Origin of the sequence: Flavobacterium psychrotrophum, assembly GCF_003403075.1 — a bacterium.
Lineage (GTDB): Bacteria > Bacteroidota > Bacteroidia > Flavobacteriales > Flavobacteriaceae > Flavobacterium > Flavobacterium psychrotrophum.
On sequence record NZ_CP031557.1, the window covers coordinates 287,608 to 305,021 of the forward strand.

General features: G+C 40.6%; 10 protein-coding genes. 1 reads left to right on the forward strand and 9 read right to left on the reverse strand.

Going from position 1 to position 17,414, the window contains the following annotated elements:
• Window positions 1-65 precede the first annotated feature (65 nt).
• The 7 genes from DYH63_RS01115 to DYH63_RS01145 all read right to left on the reverse strand — a co-directional run bounded on the left by DYH63_RS01115 (window position 66) and on the right by DYH63_RS01145 (window position 9,925).
• Entirely contained in the window at window positions 66-992 is a 927-nt protein-coding gene (locus DYH63_RS01115; protein ID WP_116787046.1) for a glycoside hydrolase family 43 protein, read from the reverse strand.
• A gap of 7 nt (window positions 993-999) precedes the next feature.
• The gene (locus DYH63_RS01120; protein WP_116787047.1) at window positions 1,000-2,178 is read right to left on the reverse strand and encodes an aldose epimerase family protein; all 1,179 of its coding nucleotides are present in this window, start codon (window positions 2,176-2,178) and stop codon (window positions 1,000-1,002) included.
• A 1-nt stretch (window position 2,179) separates the two neighbouring features.
• On the reverse strand, window positions 2,180-3,226 hold the full coding sequence (locus DYH63_RS01125) for a glycoside hydrolase family 2 TIM barrel-domain containing protein (RefSeq protein ID WP_116787048.1): 1,047 nt from the start codon (window positions 3,224-3,226) through the stop codon (window positions 2,180-2,182).
• 11 nt (window positions 3,227-3,237) lie between these two features.
• Window positions 3,238-4,260: a glycoside hydrolase family 43 protein gene (locus DYH63_RS01130; protein ID WP_116787049.1), complete on the reverse strand. Its 1,023-nt coding sequence runs from the start codon at window positions 4,258-4,260 to the stop codon at window positions 3,238-3,240.
• A 5-nt stretch (window positions 4,261-4,265) separates the two neighbouring features.
• The gene (locus DYH63_RS01135; RefSeq protein ID WP_116787050.1) at window positions 4,266-5,279 is read right to left on the reverse strand and encodes a glycoside hydrolase family 43 protein; all 1,014 of its coding nucleotides are present in this window, start codon (window positions 5,277-5,279) and stop codon (window positions 4,266-4,268) included.
• 70 nt (window positions 5,280-5,349) lie between these two features.
• Window positions 5,350-6,879 carry a RagB/SusD family nutrient uptake outer membrane protein gene (locus DYH63_RS01140; protein WP_116787051.1) on the reverse strand — a complete coding sequence of 510 codons (1,530 nt, stop codon included), beginning with the start codon at window positions 6,877-6,879 and terminating at the stop codon, window positions 5,350-5,352.
• A 19-nt stretch (window positions 6,880-6,898) separates the two neighbouring features.
• Window positions 6,899-9,925, reverse strand: a complete 3,027-nt coding sequence (locus DYH63_RS01145; RefSeq protein WP_162926882.1) for a SusC/RagA family TonB-linked outer membrane protein — start codon at window positions 9,923-9,925, stop codon at window positions 6,899-6,901.
• A 366-nt stretch (window positions 9,926-10,291) separates the two neighbouring features.
• Here DYH63_RS01145 and DYH63_RS01150 point away from each other — a divergent pair, with 366 nt between their 5' ends.
• Window positions 10,292-14,257 carry a hybrid sensor histidine kinase/response regulator transcription factor gene (locus DYH63_RS01150; protein ID WP_116790710.1) on the forward strand — a complete coding sequence of 1,322 codons (3,966 nt, stop codon included), beginning with the start codon at window positions 10,292-10,294 and terminating at the stop codon, window positions 14,255-14,257.
• Between the two features lie 42 nt (window positions 14,258-14,299).
• On the opposite strand, the gene DYH63_RS01155 is transcribed toward DYH63_RS01150, so the two are convergent.
• Window positions 14,300-15,583, reverse strand: a complete 1,284-nt coding sequence (locus DYH63_RS01155) for a UDP-N-acetylmuramoyl-tripeptide--D-alanyl-D-alanine ligase (RefSeq protein WP_116787052.1) — start codon at window positions 15,581-15,583, stop codon at window positions 14,300-14,302.
• 66 nt (window positions 15,584-15,649) lie between these two features.
• Window positions 15,650-17,329 carry a gliding motility lipoprotein GldJ gene (gene gldJ / locus DYH63_RS01160; RefSeq protein ID WP_116787053.1) on the reverse strand — a complete coding sequence of 560 codons (1,680 nt, stop codon included), beginning with the start codon at window positions 17,327-17,329 and terminating at the stop codon, window positions 15,650-15,652.
• Window positions 17,330-17,414: the final 85 nt, after the last annotated feature.

Below are 17,414 nucleotides of genomic sequence, written 5' to 3' on the forward strand. Positions count from 1 at the left end.
GCTTTATAAAAAAAAGGAAGGCCATTCTCTCACTGAATGGCCTTCCCGCATTTACTAACCTAAACTTAATCTAACCAAATTAACTTCTTTCCTTTTGGTATGGCTATAGTGCCATTTTTTAGAACCAATGGTACCATGGCTGTTTTTCTTGGGCCAACTTCTGTATCAGAAGAGTGGGTATGAAAAACATAGTACATATTTCCTTTTTTATCATAAAACACATCGCCATGCCCGGTGCCGGGATATTTTAGCCCCTGCCTCGAAATAAATGGGGTAGTGGTCTTTTTCCATGGCCCATACAGGGTTTTAGAAATAGCATAGCCCACAGCATAATCTTTACTCCTAAAATCGTTAGCAGAATATACCATATAATACAGGCCATCTTTTTTAAGTACAGTTGGCCCTTCAGTAACTGTCCACTGCACTTTTTCTGTATCTTCCCACTGCTCGGTAGCGGTTATACATTCTTTTAGTGTGGCAGGCTTTATAGCACTCAGGTCTTTTTCCATCTCAGCCACAAATATGCGGTTGCCATTATCAAGCCTTACATGGTACATATAGGGTGTTCCGTTCTCAAAAAAGATAAACGGGTCTATCTGGCGCACATCAGACGCTAAAGGTTTTCCATCGTTTTTAAATGGTCCTAACGGGTTGTCGCTCGTTGCAATGGCTATTTGCTCGTTAGCGGTATAGGCCATGTAAAATTTGCCGTTGTGCTCAAATATCTGCGGTGCCCAAAAACCGGTATCGCCATAGCCATCTCCTTTTTTAAAGGCAAAGCCATCTGTAGCTCCGGCAGGCCCACTCCATTTTTTAAGGTCGGTTGATGTATATACTAAAAAACCTTCGCCCTTAATAGCCTTATTTTCTTTAGTGCCATATAAATAAAAAGTTCCCTTGTGTTCAAAAATAGTAGGGTCTGCAAGCAGCGGATTTTGAGCCATTGCTAATGCGCTTATTATAAACAGGCATAGCGATAAATAAATTCTCATAATTGTATTATTTTTCAGTACTGAAACGATATTCAGAAACAGTGTGGTAGGTAGCGCCCGGTTCTAATAATATAGAAGGGAAACTCTTTTGATTTGGTGCATCAGGGTAGTGCTGGGTTTCCATAGCGAAAGCCGTACGGAAATCATCTTTAGCACCCGATTTGAATGTGTTTTTACCCTGCATAAAGTTGCCGCTGTAAAACTGCAGCCCCGGTTCCTGGGTATACACATCCATTACTATGCCCGATTTATCACCTACAACAGTTGCCGCTTTTTGAAGGTCATTGCCTGCTGTGCGGTTTAGTGCAAAGTTGTGGTCATAACCTTTTCCGTTCTTTAGCTGTTCATTATTTGTTTCTACACGCTCTCCAATAGTATGAAATGTGGTAAAATCAAACGGTGTACCGGCTACTTTATCCAGTTTGCCAAAAGGTATAAGACCTCCGTCTACAGGTGTGTAAGTGTCTGCGTTTATCAGTACCTTATGGTTTAAGATAGTACCACTACCTTCGCCGTTAAGGTTAAAAAAGGCATGGTTAGTAAGGTTTACCGGTGTTTTTTTATCGGTAGTTGCCTCATAATCCATCTTAAGGTTTTGATTGTCATCTACGCTGTAGGTAACTTTTACGTCAAGCTTTCCTGGAAAACCTTCTTCGCCATCAGGAGATGTGTAGGTAAATACAAGCGTCTTATCGTTAGGCTGCTGCACATTCCATACTACATACTGAAAGCCTTTTTTACCTCCGTGCAGGCTGTTTGCATCGTTGTTTAACGGCACATGGTATTCTTTGCCATCTACCTTAAAAGTACCTTTAGCAATGCGGTTACCCACACGGCCTATAGTAGCACCAAAATAAGGCTCGGTACTTTTCTGGAAACCTTCGGTACTGTCTGGGCCTGCTACTACATCGGTTTGCTTTCCGTCCTTATCAGGAACCCAGAGCCCAATGATACGGGCTCCGAAGTTCGTGAAAGCAACATTAATGTTTTTTGCCTTTATATAGTACAATCCTACCTCTTTACCGTCTATAGTAGTGGCAAAGTTTTGCTGTTTTAATGGTGCGGCTGTAGTATCAGTTGCTGTAGTGGTTTCCAGCTCTTTATTTTCCTGCTTTTTATTGCCTTCGCATGAAAGCAGTAGCGAAGTGCACAGTAATGAAGCAGCTGCTATTTTATAAACTTTCATATTATTTTACGCCGTTTAGCTTCTTAATAACATTTATTTCGTCCTGGCGGTATGGTGTACCATCCTGGCGGAATACATCATGAAACCAGATATCCGGCTCTGCACCCGATGGTACCGGGGTATCCCAGGCATAAATGGTATTCGATTTACCCGCAACAAGCCCCCAGTTTATAGCCCCTATATTTTCTTTTTTCATAAGTGCCATATGATTAAAGAAGCTGTTGTTTTTAGTACGCGCCATGTATTCAGTACAAATAAGTGGCCTGTCATGCGTTTTAAGCATGTTTATAATATGTTGGTGATCATCTAGCTGCTCATAAAAATGGTAGGTTATAATATCTGAGTTTTGTGCCTGAATCGTGTTTAGGTCAACTAAATCCCATTTCCATAATCCTACTGATATAGGCTGAGACGGGTTTGCCTCACGTGCCCACTTAAACACATTTTTTACAAGTGCAAGGCTTTTGTTTCCTTTATTGCTGTTGCCCGGTTCGTTATATAAGTCCCAAAGCAATATTCTCTTATCGTTGCCAAAAGTTTTAAGGATGTCTTTTACATACACCTCAAGATCTTTGTCGTTAGCATGTTCAACTTCCGGGTATCCGGGATCCTGCATCCAGCCGGAGTTGTGTTTTCCGGGAACTACATCCGGTTGTTTGCCTATAGCAGGATTAGGGTTCCAGCAGTCGTCAAAAAATACAAATAAGGTTTGTATATTGTGTTTTGTTGATATTTCAAGGTATTTATTAATGCGGTTTTTAAAACCCTTTGGGTCTGCTTTGTAAGCAAGGCTGTGCAAAAACACTCTCATAGTATTAAAGCCAATACTTTGTGCATAGCCTAGTTCCCTATCTATAGTAGTAGGGTCAAAAGTACTTTCCTGCCACATTTCGAGCTGGTTTATGGCAGTGCTAGGGTAAAAATTAGCGCCGCTCATCCATTTATGGTCAGCATACCATTTGTCGGCTTTTTCTTTGGTCCATTTCTGGCCTTGGGCAGATAGAGTTAAACTTGTAATACAGGCGAGTAAAATGAAAATTCTTTTCATAGGTAATTGATTTATTCTGATGGTATTTGTAAAATTTCTTTGTTAGATACAGGTGTGCCCAGGTTTGGTGTACCATCGGCATTCCAGTTTATTTTTTGCATCCTTGGCGAACGTTTGTTTCCACAGCCTTCGCCGGGATTGTCGTTAGCGTGGTATAAGATCCAGTCTTCTTTGCCATCTGCCGATTTAAAGAAAGAGTTATGACCCGGTGCGTATACACCGTTCTTTTCGCTCTTTACAAAAATAGGTTCGGGGTGTTTTGTCCATGATTGTGGGTTCATAGGGTCTGTACCTTTAAGGCGCAGCATACCCAGGCTGTAAAAATCAGTCCAGCATCCGCTTGATGAGAATATGATAAAAACATCATTGCCATGCTGTAAAAACTGGGGGCCTTCGTTAACGCTTACATGTGGTGGGTTAACAGCATCGTTAAGATCGCCCTGCTTTTCCCAGTTATAGGTAGGCTCAGAAATCAACACACGGCCACCCTGTATTGTCCAGGGGTTAGACATTTTAGCAATGTAAATGTTTTGTTGTACATTAACATCGCCTTCCCATCCTGCCCATATCATGTACAGTTGGTTCTTGTAGGTAAATACATCGCCATCTATAGCCCATCTGTCTGGGTCTGCGGCAATTTTACCTTTTAATTCCCATGTACCTTTAAAAGGGTCCTCATTTTTATTTTCGAGCACATACATACGGTGATTTTTGTTTTCACCATCATCGGCTGCAAAATAGGCATACCATTTATTGTTAATAAAATGAAACTCCGGTGCCCAGATTTCTTTAGACCAGGCGGTGCCGGCCGGGGGAGACCATACCAGTGTGCTTTCGGCATTCTTAAGATTGGCCAGGTTTTTTGTTTTCCACAGCATAAGCTTGTTGCCTAGTGTGTGTGTGTAATAGTAGTACCCATTATGATAGGTACTGTAAGGGTCTGCGCCCGAAGGCAACAGCGGATTTGTAAATGTTTTTTGCGCAAACAAATTCATGCACGCAAACAATGCTAACAGTAATACTTCTTTTTTCATTCAGGTTATTTTTCTATTCCAAATTTTTTAACCAGTACATCATACTCTTGTTTAGAGATGGTAATCATGCAGCCATGCCTTACGTTTTTTGGCATACTGTATTTATCCCAGTCGCTATAAAACGTATAGCCGGATGCCTGGTACCAGGGGCCGTTAAGGTTATCTGCCATAGACAGTCCGTAAGAAACGCCCGGATATTGTTCATAATACATATACCATGCTTTGCCATCCGGCGAAGGTATCAGGGCGGGGGCTTCCCTGAAATTAGGGCTTATAGATTCTGCCGGTAATGAATATGGGCCTGTAAGCGATGGTGCCTTGGCTATGCGTATGGTTTTGCCCGTAGTCCAGTAAAGAGTGGGATATGTTTCGTCTTTTAATATGGCATAATAACTGTCGCCTACCTTACGGATGGAAACATCTATAGTACCAAAGCTCCATTCAAAGAGTTTTTTAGGCGGCCCTTCAAATGTTTTCAGGTCTTTGCTTACTACATAAAGAGTGCGCTGGCTTGCCCAGTAGTCTTCTCCGCCTTCTTTATGCGGTGTGTGCCATGTCATTATGAATTTGCCCGAAGGTGCATCATAATACAGTTTGGGTGCACCTATACGCTGTAAAGCTTCGGCATAGCCGGGTGTTGCCTTAAGGTTTGGGGTATATACCGAGTGCTTTTTCCAGGTAATTAGATCATTTGATGCCCAGATGTTAATGTCTGGCGAAGCGTCACTTACATTTCCTGCTATGTAATATTTTCCGTCAGGTCCTTTTACAATATCAGGATGCCCTTGGTATTCTTCGGTTACCCGTTTGCCATTGTTTAGTCGCTGCCAGTGAAGCCCGTCTGTACTAACAGTGTAGTAAAGTTTACCATAATCTTCGTGCGTCATGTGGGCAAAAAGATAGGCCTGGTTTACTGCTGCATCACCTTTTTTTACCTGCCCGGGCGGGTCTGGCTGCTGTGCGAAGCAGGTGCTTACTGTACAACATAGCAAAAATGCTTTTAAAAAGTTATGTAACATTTCAGTGTTTTTTTAGATACATAATCCCATGGCGGTTAGCAATAAACCGCCATGGGAATAATAGTATTAATTAATAACCATGATTTTGTGTCAGGTTAGGGTTGTTGTCAACCTCACTTTGTGGTAATGGCAGGCGTATAGATTTGCCTACAATAAAGTTGTTAAAGTCAGGATCTCTTTGTGCAATAACATCAACAGCCGCCTGAGTGTCAAGGTCGCCCCAACGCTTAAGGTCTAACCAGCGCACGCTTTCGCCACACAGTTCCAGTACCCTTTCTTTTTTAAGGCGTGCCAGGAACGAGTCATGGTTATTGCCTATTTCCGGGTGAGCCGTAGCAAGTGAAACCATTTTAGCCCTGGTTCTTACCATATCTACATATTGGTAAGCATCAGCTGTTTGCCCCAGCTCATTAAGCGCTTCGGCGTACATAAGCAAAATGTCGGCATAGCGTACCAGCCTGTAATTTACTTCAGCATAGTAATCTTCGTTATTACGGTAATAATCTCTTGCTCCCTTGCGGAACCATGCTTCATCAGTTCCCCACTGCCAGGTACGGCCATAAGTAAGGTCGCCAAAATCTGCTTGTAGCTGCGGGTAGAAAAGAGTATGGCGCAGGCGCTCATCAATACCGCCATTTTGGTTAGGCTCTTCTTTAAAGGCGCCTATAAGCCAGTTGCGTGCCTGCCCGTCTGACCAGCCGATGCTGCGAGGAGCAAAAAACTGTTGCCTGGAGTTAGACATGGCTGCATTTGCATCTTCTCCTGTACCACCCAGACGCTCTCCACTGAATTGTATTTCAAATACCGACTCAGTATTGTTTTCGTTTGCAGCAGTAAAGTTGTCTTTATAGTTAGAAACAAGGCTGTATTGTGCACCCTCGCCACTAATAAGAAAATCCATAGCAAGCTTTGCATCGTTCCAGCGGTGCTGCTGCATGTATAGTTTTGCAAGAAACCCTTTAGCAGCACCTTTCGTAGGCCTTCCGGTGTTGTTAATATCCCATGATAATGGTAGTGCAGCAAAAGCCTCGTTAAGATCTTTTTCGACCTGTGCAAATACCTCTTCTTTAGTGTTTTGTGCAGGGCGGTCTGTAGGCTCTGAAGGCTCAAGTACCAATGGGATATTTTCCCAAAGCTCTGCCGCATAGAAGTAATGCACTGCCCTCATAAATTTAGCTTCAGCTAATATTGACTCTTTTCTGGCTGCATCTGTAAATTCAATGTCCGGCACATTTGTGAGTACCTGGTTACAACGAAATATGGCCTTATAAGAGTCTCTGAAAGTTACGCTGTTACCTTCCCAAAAGTTATAATTTACATAGTTAAAACGTGTCCAGTCTGCAAGTTCTGCCCATGGGCTTTTGCTAAAGCCTTCATCAGACGTAAGATCCATGCGGAAATACATCCATCTGGCCCAAAGCCCGTCTTTATAGAACATGGCATAAATAGCGTTAACACCTTTTTCTGCATCTGTAGGTGATTTCCAAAACTGGTCTGCAGGAAGGTCATTGGGGCTTGTAAGGTTTAGCTCATCCTCGTTGCACGAGTTAAAGAACAGGAGCGCGCCCAGTAATGTACTATATAATAATATTTTTTTCATTGTTGCAATTGTTTTTTGATTAGAAACCAAGTTCCACTCCTACTGAATAAGTGCGTACGTTAGGGAATGCTCCAAAATCTACACCTCTTTCAAAAATGTTGTTGTTAACAAACTCAGGGTCAAGGCCTCCGTATTTTGTTATTGTAATTACGTTTTGAGCCGATACACTAAGGCGTGCCCTGTCAAAACCAATTTTAGAGACCAGGTCTTTAGGTAATGTATAACCAATACCTATGTACTTTAACCTGGCAAAGCTACCGTCTTCAAGAAAACGGTCTGTATCGCCGCGGTTACTTAGTGAAGTGTCTTTATTGGCTCTTGGGGTTGTTGTGCTTTGGTTTTCCGGTGTCCATGGCTGTGCACCGGCGCGGTAATTGTGGTCGCCGTTAAAAACGTCTACAATACTGCTATAGCCATTATAAACTGTAGCTCCAAATGATCCTATCCAGTTCATAGAAAAGTCAAAACCTTTATAAGTAGCACCTGCATTAAAGCCCATTTCAAATTTAGGCCATGGACTACCGTCTACAATTTTATCTTCGTTTGTTATCTGTCCGTCATCGTTAATATCCTTGTAGCGAATATCTCCCGGTACAGCAGTAGATTGTATTATTTGTCCGGCAGAGTTTACGTGTGCATCAATTTCTGCCTGGTTTTGGAATATACCATCTGTTTGCAGCACATACCACATACCTACCGGTTGGCCTGCGCGTGTTACAGTATTGCCCGAGTAGTTTTCATTTAAGCCATTACCTAGTCTTACAAGTTTGTTTCTCAGGCTTGTAAAATTAATGCTTGCGTTGTAGCTAAAATCTTCTGTTATCTGGTCGTTCCAGGCTACATTAATTTCAAAACCTTTGTTTTGTACAGTTGCAGCGTTAGAGATAGGGTTACCTCCATCGTTACCTGTGCTCATAAGAATAGGGAAACCAAATAACACGTCTTCGGTTTTTGCGATAAAGTAATCTCCGGTTACGTTAAGCCTGTTATCATACATTCCTAAGTCAAAACCAAAGTTAGTTTGTTTAAGTGTTTCCCACTGTAACTTTGAGTTAGCAAGCTTTACCTGTGTTGCTGCTTCCTGCATTTTCTGGTCTTTGCCAAATACTGCGGCACCAAAGGTGTTGATAAAGGCCATATATTCATATTCGCCTATGTTACCACTACCAAGTTCACCATAACTTACACGAAGCTTAAGCTCATTTATATCTTTTACATTAAAGAACTTTTCATTGTTTATTCTCCAGCCAACGGAAACCGATGGAAAGCTTGACCATTTATTAGCATCGCTAAATTTTGATGATCCATCTCTACGAACGACTGCGTTTAAAAGGTAACGGTTATCGTAGTTATACTCTATCCTGCCCAGATAAGATAGTAGTAACGATTCGTTTCTGAAGCCACCTACTAAAGGATTATTACCCTGGTTTAAAACATCAAAATACGATCCTGTAGACGGGTTAATAAGCAGATTACGTTTTTGGCCATTTAGCTGCTCATAGCTTTGTTTCTGGTAAGTTGTACCTGCAAGAGCGGTAACGCTGTGCTTACCAAAGTCTTTATTAAAAGTAATTGTATTTTCAAATAATTGATTTTGAGATTGTGCCCTGTTTTGGTTTGTTAAAGATGGGTCATCAGGTTGGTTAAGTGTCCAGCTCCCCTTTTTTCTAAGATATACAAAGCTGTCAAAGCTGCTTTCGTAAGCAAGGTTTACGCGGTATTTCAAAAAGTCCCAAGGTTGTATTTCTGCCCATACGTTACCCCTTATCCTGAAGTTTTTAATATTCTGGTCTATAAGGTTAGCAATAGCTACAGGGTTTGCTGCAAAGGTTTCTGCAACACCAGATTCTCCATAACCATAACCACCCGGGTTGCGGGCATCACGAACCGGAATTGTAGGATACATCCTTATCGCATCAATAAATGGGTTACCCCTCATAGCCTCCGGTCCACCGGTTTCGTTAGCCTGAGAGTTTGATAGTGCAAGATTTTCTCCAATGCTGAATATGCCTTTCTTGCCACTGGTATTTACACGGAATGATATCCTGTCAAAATCAGTATCAATCACAGTACCTTTATTACCAAAGTAGTTGGCAGACATAAAGAATGTAGAATTATCTCCACCACCCGAAAAGTTAACGTTTTGATCTTGTATCATACCCGTACGGAACGTTTCTTTCTGCCAGTCGGTATTAACATCCATATTAAAATTTTGTCTTGCCTGGCCCGCGTTGTCATAAGCCATATTGGTGATGTTTATAAACTCATCCCTGCTGGCAAGATTGTATGTAGGCACATTGGTAATACTCAGTTTAGAACTGGCCTCAATTTTAAGCGGTCCTTTTTTACCTTTCTTGGTTGTAATAATTATTACACCATTTGCAGCGCGCGACCCATAAATAGCAGCTGCGGCCGCATCTTTAAGAATCTGGATAGATTCGATGTCATTCGGGTTAAAATCGCGGTTAGCGGTAGTAATGTTACCGTCAATTACATAAAGAGGGTTAGAGTTCTGGAGGTTTTTAAGTCCGCGAATCTCTATTTTAGCTTCAGATCCCGGCTGCCCGCCACCACGTACACTAACACCGGTAGCAAGCCCCTGCAGGCTTTCTGCTACAGTTGTGCTTTGCCTTTTTTGTATTTGGCTGGCATCAACTACAGATATGGCACTGGTAAGGTCTTTTTTCCTCTGTGTACCATAACCTACAACAATTACCTCTTCCAGTTGGGCGGCATCCTCCTGTAGTGTGGCATTAATAACGGTTTGGTTGTTTACAGCAACTTCTACCGTTTTAAACCCGATGCTGCTAAACACCAGCGTACCGTCGGCCGGAGCCTGTACGGCATAATTACCATCAAGGTCTGACGAAATCGCAGTGCCAGTACCTTTAACGGCAACGTTAACAAAAGGTGCGGGTTTACCGTCTGCGGTACTAACGGTTCCCGTTACCTGAATGCCGGCCTGCGAAAAGGCGCTTTGCGCACCAAACACAGCCAGCAATAGCAGGAATTTTGTGTTAATGATTAAATTTAAAATAGTTCTCATAGATTTCATTTTAGAAATTTTGATCCATTAGGGTTAATTGATACAAATTGACGAAGTTGCATGCTCTTTTACACTATATTATAGTATTTCTTAATCAGGTTATAAAACTGTAAATTGCCAATGATACAATATATATACGCCTTTTTTTGTAATATTAGAATTTTGGTTAAAAAAACACTTCAACTACATCGTTTTCAAAAGTAGATTATTTAACAGGCATGTGGTGGTATGAAAATGTTTCATTCTTTGTTCAAAACGTGCCAATGTTAAAATTTTGGCTATAAAAATACAGCTGTGAACTATTTTGTTGAAATATGATACTAAATGTATGCTTACGAAAACGTTGTCTTGCGTTACTTTGCACCTATGAAATATATATGTATATATGCCTTCTTTTTTCTGTTTACTGCTACCTTAAGTGGTCAGAATTATTCGTTTAAGCACCTGCAGGTAGAAGATAAACTGTCGCATAACTCTGTTATATGTATGCTGCAGGACAGTAAAGGCTTTATGTGGTTTGGTACAAAAGACGGTTTGAACCGATATGACGGGTATAATTTTAAGGTTTTTCAGCATATACCAGAAGATAGCAGTAGTATAGGCAGTAATTTTATACGTTGCCTCTATGAGTTTAATGACTATTTGTGGGTAGGCACAGATACCGGCCTTTTTAAATATGATGAAAAAACAGAATCTTTCTCGCTTATTGAGGCTACCAGAAACCTACCCATATTAGATGTTGAAAGTAATAATGACGGTAGCTTATGGTTTATAGCTGCGGGAGGCCTGTTTAAGTTAACAAAAAATAATGATGCAGATGCAAGGCCGGAAAAATATGACCAGCTTTATGTAAACTATATAACACACAATAATAAGGGCGAAGTTTATGTAGCCTCATCAGATGCGTTGTATAAATATGTGCCGGAAAATAATTCATTTCAAAAAGTTGATCTTGATTTTAATTCTGGCAATAGCCGGGTTATAATTACTGCCATTGCCGTAGATGGTAATAATGGTGTGCTTATAGGTACAAAAAGTCACGGAGCGTTTTTATATGATTTAAAAAAACGAAACCTCAGTTCGCTAATTCCCGATGGTGATAAACCTCTTTTTGTACGCCATTTTTTAAAGAAAGGAAATGAACTGTGGATAGGAGGAGAGTCTGGCTTGTATGTGTACAACAATAACACCCATGCTTATAAAAGCCTTAAAAAAAACTATGGTGATCCATATTCCCTATCAGATAATGCGGTGTATTGCCTTGTATTAGATAAAGAGCAGGGTGTGTGGATAGGTACCTATTTTGGTGGTGTTAATTATTACCCCAAGCCTTTTACACCTGTTAATAGGTATTTCCCAAAGGTGGGGGAAAACTCTATAAGTGGCAATGCTGTAAGGGAAATAAAAAAGGATGGATACGGTAACTTATGGATAGGTACTGAAGATGCCGGGCTTAATAAACTTAATCTTAAAACGGGTAAGTTTTCAAGCTACTCTACAGGAGCAGGCAAGGGCGGCCTTTCACATTATAATATACATGGTTTGCTTGCGAGGGGTAACGAGCTATGGATAGGTACCTTTGAGCATGGCCTTGATATTATGGATATACCGTCTGGTAAAATCATAAAACATTATGGGCAGGGCAGGGGTGGTCTTAAGAGCGACTTTATATTTTACATATACGAATCTAAAGCGCACGATATTTATGTACTTACTTCGTCAGGTATTCATAAATATCTTCCGGAAACGGATTCGTTTAAATTAATGGATGGCTTTCCTGAAATGTACCATTATACCTACCTGATAGAAGATCATGCCGGTGTGCTTTGGGCCGGTACATATTGGGATGGTCTGTATTATTATAATCCTAAAACCCGTAAGAAAGGGTTTTATCGTTTTGAGCAGAAAAATAAGTCGAGTATAAGCTGTAATGAAATAAACGGCATTTTTGAAGACAGCAGGAGCCGCTTATGGGTTACCACAGAGAACGGACTTAATGTTTTAGAAGCAAATGGAAAAGGATTTAAGCGTTACACAAAAGCAGATGGTTTTCCCAGCAATGTTACCTATGCCATGCTGGAAGATAAAGAGCATAAATTGTGGATAAGCAGTAGCAACGGCCTGGTGCAATTTGATCCTGAAAATAAGGGCATAAAAGTATTCTCTAAATCAAATGGTTTATTGAGCGACCAGTTTAACTATTGTTCTGCTTTTCAGGATGCCGATGGCGAAATGTATTTTGGCAGCGTAAAAGGGCTGATAAGCCTAAATCCTGCTGCCTTTACCAGGAACAACTTTAATCCGCCGCTTTACATAACAGATATATTTATTAATAATAAAGATGTGCCTGTAGGTAAAGAAGATTCGCCTTTACAAAAATCAATTATATTTTCTGATGCTATTGTGCTTGATAATCATCAGAGCACCTTTAAGCTTGAATTTGCGTCGCTTAGTTTTACCTCTACCGAAAAAACCGAATACTGGTATAAGATGGAGGGGCTTAATGATAACTGGCTGGCATTAGGTAAAAATCATGAAGTTAATTTTACCGAGCTGCCGGCTGGCGATTATGTATTTAAAGTTAAGGCACTCAATAATTCTGGTGTATGGAGTAAAGAATATGGAGTACTGGCAGTAACGGTGCTACCTCCATTTTATGCCGGTAAAATTGCTTATGCGCTTTATTTTATAATACTGGTTATCATGGGGTATTTCTCATTGCGTTACTATCACCGGTATACACGGGGTAAAAATAACCTGCGTATCCGACAGTTAGAAAACGACATGGAACGTGAAATATACCAGGCAAAAATTGAGTTTTTTACTAATGTGGCGCATGAAATCCGTACTCCGTTAACGCTTATAAAGAGCCCTTTAGAAAAGTTACTCAGGCAGAAATATAAATCGCCCGAAATACCAAAGAATCTTGGTATTATGGAAAAAAATACGTCAAGGCTTCTTAATCTTGTAAATGAGCTTCTTGATTTCAGGAAGGCTGAAATGAAACACATAAAACTGAGTTTTGTAGAAGTAAATGTTTCTGAGGTTATTGCAGAAACGCATGAGCGTTTTAGCCAGATGATACAAGATAAAGATTTAAGCTTTGAAATGAATATGCCGGTTGAAGATGTATATGCCTTTGCAGATGAAGAGGCACTACGTAAGGTATTGAGCAACCTTTTTGGCAATGCCATAAAGTATTCAAGAAACATTGTAAGCGTATTATTGATTGCTGATGCTGATAGTTTTGAGGTTATCGTAAAAAATGATGGACAACTTATACCTCCCGATTTCCAGAAGAGGATATTCGAGCCTTTTTTCCGTATGCCTGCCGATGAACAAAGCACAGGGACAGGTATTGGCCTTTCGCTGGCACATTCGCTGGCTCTGTTGCACAATGGTATGCTGTATATTGATAGTAACGAAACACAGCTTAATGCCTTTGTGCTTAGTTTACCCATACACCAGAGTGAAGAATATAAATCGCTTAAGGCTTCGCCGGTTATAATAGAGAATATGACGGAAACCGGGAGTGAAACATTTAACAAGCAGGCACCACTTATACTTGTTGTAGAAGATAATAAAGAGCTGGCAGATTTTATTTTTTCTGAGCTATCAGAATGGTATAATGTGCTGGTGTCAAAGAATGGTGAGGAAGCGCTTAAAATGATTGCAAAGCACGAAATAAAGCTTGTAATAAGTGATGTAATGATGCCGGTTAAAAACGGAATTGAATTATGTAAAGAGATAAAGAAGACAGAGAAAACCAGCCATATTCCGGTTATACTCTTAACAGCCAAGAGCGCATTAAGTGCAAAGATTGAGGGATTAGAATCGGGGGCAGATGCCTATATTACAAAACCTTTTTCTATTGATTACCTTTTGGTACAGATGGCTAATTTAATTGAAAACCGTAAAAATATACTGGGGCATTTCTCAAGCTCACCGCTGGCTCACTTAAAATCGCTGGCAAGTGCGGGTGTAGATAACACTTTTTTAAACAGGCTTGATAAGGTTATAGAAGATAATCTTAAAGACCAGGAGCTGAGTGTAGATAAAATAGCCGATTATATGAACATGAGCCGCTCTACGCTTTACAGAAACATACGCGAGCTAAGTAATTTATCGCCCAATGAGCTGATTAATCTAAGCAGGCTCAAAAAGGCCGCACACCTTATTAAAACCACAAATATGAAAGTGTATGAGGTGGCCGAAACAGTAGGATACAAATCTCAGACAAGTTTTGGACGTAATTTTCAAAAGCATTTTGGAATGACACCTACTGAGTTTGAAAAGAGTGATCTTGCAGAACAAACGGAAAAAGCAAAATAGGGTAAAGGTGGTTAGAGCCGCTTTTACCCTATTTAAGGTAATTTATATCAGGTCTAAAACCCTTTCAAGCGCCATACCCCGGCTGCCTTTAATAAGTATGGTACTATGTGTAAATATTTTGCCGGCCAGCATTTCTTTAAGAAGGTCAAAACTCTGTGCAAAATAGAAATTAGATTGTGCGGTGCGGTTAGCATAAAAGTCGTTGCCTACAAAATATACGGTAATATCATGTTCATTTTCCAGCAGGCTTACCACTTTTTTATGTTCGTCATGGCTTTCAGGGCCCAGCTCAAACATATCTCCTAAAAAGGCTGTTTTGTTTTCGCCGTCAAGCTGTACAAAGTTTGCTATAGCCGCTGCCATACTGCTTGGGTTTGCATTATATGCGTCAAGTATTATATGGTTACCATTTTTTTCTATCATCTGCGATCGGTTATTAACCGGTACATATCGTTCTATGGCTTCTTTAATCAGCTCATCCGGTACCTGAAAATAATTACCAATAGCTATTGCCGCACTTATGTTTGCGGCATTATATATGCCTATAAGATTAGACTGTATGTGCAGATCTTTGTAATAAAGGCTTACCATCGGATCTGCTTCTATATCACTAACCGTAACATTACTGTTGTGCTTATGTGCCGAAAATGTAAAGCATGCTATATCCTTTGTCTTTTCGCTCTGTATTGCATCATCCCGGTTTACAAAAGCCATCTTGGTATGCTGTTCGAGGTAAGCATACAGTTCGCTTTTACCTTTTATTACACCTTCATAACCCCCAAAACCTTCAAGATGCGCCTTACCGAAATTTGTAATGTAGCCAAAGTTTGGTAGTGCCAATTCACACAAAAACTCAATTTCTTTTTGGTGGTTGGCTCCCATTTCTACAATACCAATCTCAGTATCTTTTGTAAACGAAAGCAGTGTAAGCGGAACGCCTATATGGTTGTTAAGGTTGCCTATGGTGGCAGTAACACTGTACTTTTTGCTTAGCACTACATTAATAAGCTCTTTAGTAGTAGTTTTTCCGTTGCTGCCGGTAAGTGCTACAACGGGCAGGCCTAATTGCTCTCTATGATGCCTTGCAAGTTGTTGCAGTGCTTCAAGGCTGTTTGTTGTTAGCAGGGTAGTAGTACCGTTATCAAATGCGGGATTGTCTATAACTACATATTTGGCACCTTTTTCCAGTGCCTGGGATGCAAAGTTGTTGGCGTCGAAATTATCGCCTTTAAGGGCAAAAAACAGGCATCCGGGAGTTATCTTACGGGTGTCGGTACTTATGCCGGAACATTCTAAAAAGTAAGAATACAGTTTTGATATTTGCATAGGGTATATAAAAAAAATAATGCCCTAAAATTAGGGCATTATTTTCTAAATTTATGTTTTACAGAATTAGTTTCTGGCAGTTTTTTTGCTGCTTTTTGGTCCTACTTTAGACATAGCACATCTAAATCCGATGTAGTCTGTAGCCATATCCTGCGGATAGTACCTTCTTTGTGCAGGGTCTAACCAGTAAGCCCTGTCTCTCCAAGAACCACCTTTAAACACACGAACGTCGTCGTTAATAAGTGTAGTTCTTCTTTTAGTATCTACTTTTTTGATTAGGCTTTCACCTGCACTGTCAGCAGAAACTTTGTTTTGAGGAGCGTTGTACATCTTTTCAGTAAACTTGTTTTCAGGAGTAGCTCCATCTTCTGCGCCAAACGAGTAGTAGTCGCGGATAGATTGCTTATCACCATCTTTGTAGTTCCTGTTATCGCCTCTTGTATAGTTTTGCCTTAGGTAAGCATCGTCTTCAGTTATAGGCTCCTGAGCTATTTGTCCAGGAAGGTTTCTGTACTGGATACGACCGTTAGCAAGGGTGTCATACTGTATAGTTTCAGTTGTTACAACTTCAGCTCTTCCGTCTTCACCAATTTTGTTTTTCATGTAAACGTTACCCCTGTAGTAGTTAAAGTCATTTGCTTCATCATCTACTATAGGACGGTAAACGTCGGCTACCCATTCAGCTACGTTACCAGCCATATCATAAAGGCCAAAGTCGTTTGGTGGGTAAGATTTTACAGGAGCAGTAATGTCAGCATTGTCATCACTCCATCCTGCAATTCCGCCGTAGTCACCTTTATTTTGTTTAAAGTTGGCAAGCTGGTCACCTTTTTTAACTCTTTTACCATTACGGGTGTACATACCTTTCCAAGGATATTTTTTGTTACCACGGTACAGGTTGTACTCACGGTTACCTACAAGTGCTATAGCAGCATATTCCCACTCAGCTTCGGTAGGAAGCCTGTATTCAGGAAGTATAAGTCCTGAAGTTCTTTGAGCATATACGTTTTTAGCCTCTTCTTTACCAGCAAGTTTGTTGCGTGGCCCTTTTAGTGCAATTTCCTCGTTACCACCGTAGCTTTTGCTAGGGCTTTCAAGGTAAGCTTCTGTACTAAAGGTGTTTTCTGCAGTAACATCTTTTATTTTAGCGTCTTTTTTAATGTAGCCTTCTTTTTCAAGCACGCCTTCATTAACACGGTCAGTTCTCCATTTGCTAAACTCAACAGCCTGAATCCAGCTAACACCTACTACCGGATACTCGCTATAAGCAGGGTGTCTAAGGTAGTTATTAGTCATGGTTTCATTATATCCAAGGGCACTTCTCCATACAAGGGTATCAGGTAGTGCACCTACATAAATGTTTTTGTAATTTTCTTCTGTAGGAGGAAAAATAGTTTTAAGCCAGTCAAGGTATTCCATGTACATAACATTGGTAACCTCAGTTTCATCCATAAAGAAAGATTGTACGTGCTGCTGCGTTGGAGCATTGTTCCAATCGTGCATTACATCGTCCTGAACCCTACCCATGGTAAAAGTTCCTCCTTCTACCTCTACAAGCCCGGGCGCAGCTTCCTGCTTCTTGTACTTAGAATTGTGCTGGAAACCACCCTTCTTGTCATTAATTTTCCATCCCGTAGCGCTCGAGGTGTTACCTCCGCCTGAGCTCTTCTTGCTGCAGCTGGTAAAACCCAATGTTACTGCCAGCGCTAGTAACATGTTTAAAGCCGTGATTTTGTTAACTTTCATCTTTCTGTAGGTAAATAAATTTCGTGGCGCAATATAATAATTAACCATTAAACTGCAACACTGTTTTAATATTTTTGCTAAAAAT

What these genes read in the sequence shown, in the direction of transcription:
- DYH63_RS01150 (WP_116790710.1), top strand. Translation starts at nt 10,292, where the DNA reads ATGAAATATATATGTATATATGCCTTCTTTTTTCTGTTTACTGCTACC.
- DYH63_RS01135 (WP_116787050.1), bottom strand. Translation starts at nt 5,279, where the DNA reads ATGTTACATAACTTTTTAAAAGCATTTTTGCTATGTTGTACAGTAAGC.
- DYH63_RS01115 (WP_116787046.1), bottom strand. Translation starts at nt 992, where the DNA reads ATGAGAATTTATTTATCGCTATGCCTGTTTATAATAAGCGCATTAGCA.
- DYH63_RS01130 (WP_116787049.1), bottom strand. Translation starts at nt 4,260, where the DNA reads ATGAAAAAAGAAGTATTACTGTTAGCATTGTTTGCGTGCATGAATTTG.
- gldJ (WP_116787053.1), bottom strand. Translation starts at nt 17,329, where the DNA reads ATGAAAGTTAACAAAATCACGGCTTTAAACATGTTACTAGCGCTGGCA.
- DYH63_RS01145 (WP_162926882.1), bottom strand. Translation starts at nt 9,925, where the DNA reads ATGAGAACTATTTTAAATTTAATCATTAACACAAAATTCCTGCTATTG.
- DYH63_RS01140 (WP_116787051.1), bottom strand. Translation starts at nt 6,879, where the DNA reads ATGAAAAAAATATTATTATATAGTACATTACTGGGCGCGCTCCTGTTC.
- DYH63_RS01155 (WP_116787052.1), bottom strand. Translation starts at nt 15,583, where the DNA reads ATGCAAATATCAAAACTGTATTCTTACTTTTTAGAATGTTCCGGCATA.
- DYH63_RS01125 (WP_116787048.1), bottom strand. Translation starts at nt 3,226, where the DNA reads ATGAAAAGAATTTTCATTTTACTCGCCTGTATTACAAGTTTAACTCTA.
- DYH63_RS01120 (WP_116787047.1), bottom strand. Translation starts at nt 2,178, where the DNA reads ATGAAAGTTTATAAAATAGCAGCTGCTTCATTACTGTGCACTTCGCTA.